Below are 1,024 nucleotides of genomic sequence, written 5' to 3' on the forward strand. Positions count from 1 at the left end.
CCGTATTTTATAAGGCGGAATACCTTGTAGATACATTGTGACAGCTTCAATTTGTACTTCTTTTGAAAACATAGTAAAACCCCGTAAGTTTTGGAAATTACTCCAACTTACGGGGTTCAGTTCACCTGAGCCACCATTCAGGAATCCTTTTTATATACACTTAATTTTTAAGACTACATTTTATAATTCTTCAGAATTAAACCATTCTGCAATACTAATCCACTGATCACTTTTCTTACTCTTAATTGCATAATCAGTAATATCATACAACGTTTTACGATCACCATTTAAAGGTGACCAATAAGTCTCATCTGCACGATGGATGACATCCCATTGCGTATAATTTTGTTCTCCCCCCGATGCATCACGCACATCAAAGCCTTCTTTTAATGTGATGTTTTTTTCACCTACTTGTGGTCCACCGACACTAAAATCTGCCATTAATTGTTGATGCGTGTCACTGGTAATCGGATCATTTGCCATGTTTATGTCTCCTTCACATGAAATTCATACTACCCTAGTATTACACTTATTATCTTCTATATAAACAATTTATAAAACAAAAATAAAACCCTAAGAATTCTTGAATAAAGAACCCCTAGGGTATGTTATGCCGTCGATGGGGGTCGAACCCATACTCCCTTGCGAGAACTGGATTTTGAGTCCAGCGCGTCTGCCAATTCCGCCACAACGGCATCATATTAAATATTACATCAAGCTAGGGCGGTAGATGGGGATCGAACCCACGCGTGCCGGAACCACAAACCGGTGTGTTAACCACTTCACCACTACCGCCATGGCAGGGGTAGAGGGAATCGAACCCCCGCCGACGGTTTTGGAGACCGTTGTTCTACCGCTAAACTATACCCCTATAATAATGATGTAATACCTAATTTGAAACGGTCACAACGGGATTCGAACCCGTGATCTTTCGCGTGACAGGCGAACGTCATAACCAACTAGACCATGCGACCAATGGACGTTACAGGGATCGAACCTGTGACCCCCTGCTTGTAAGGCAGGT

Annotated in this window: 1 protein-coding gene and 4 tRNA genes; all 5 read right to left on the minus strand. The window is 41.7% G+C overall.

Annotated elements, in window-relative coordinates:
• Window positions 1-180: 180 nt before the first annotated feature.
• Window positions 181-483, minus strand: coding sequence for a hypothetical protein (locus NGR58_RS10180; protein WP_258089363.1), 303 nt, complete (start codon window positions 481-483; stop codon window positions 181-183).
• Between the two features lie 128 nt (window positions 484-611).
• Window positions 612-695: transfer RNA gene (locus NGR58_RS10185), tRNA-Leu, on the minus strand.
• A 27-nt stretch (window positions 696-722) separates the two neighbouring features.
• Window positions 723-795: transfer RNA gene (locus tag NGR58_RS10190), tRNA-His, on the minus strand.
• 2 nt (window positions 796-797) lie between these two features.
• Window positions 798-871: transfer RNA gene (locus NGR58_RS10195), tRNA-Trp, on the minus strand.
• Between the two features lie 29 nt (window positions 872-900).
• Window positions 901-974, minus strand: a tRNA-Asp gene (locus tag NGR58_RS10200).
• Between the last annotated feature and the right edge of the window lie 50 nt (window positions 975-1,024).

Source organism: Weissella fangxianensis (genome assembly GCF_024718545.1).
Taxonomy (GTDB): Bacteria; Bacillota; Bacilli; order Lactobacillales; family Lactobacillaceae; genus Weissella; species Weissella fangxianensis.

Coding starts and splice junctions, on each gene's coding strand:
- NGR58_RS10180 (WP_258089363.1), bottom strand. CDS start 483: ATGGCAAATGATCCGATTACCAGTGACACGCATCAACAATTAATGGCA.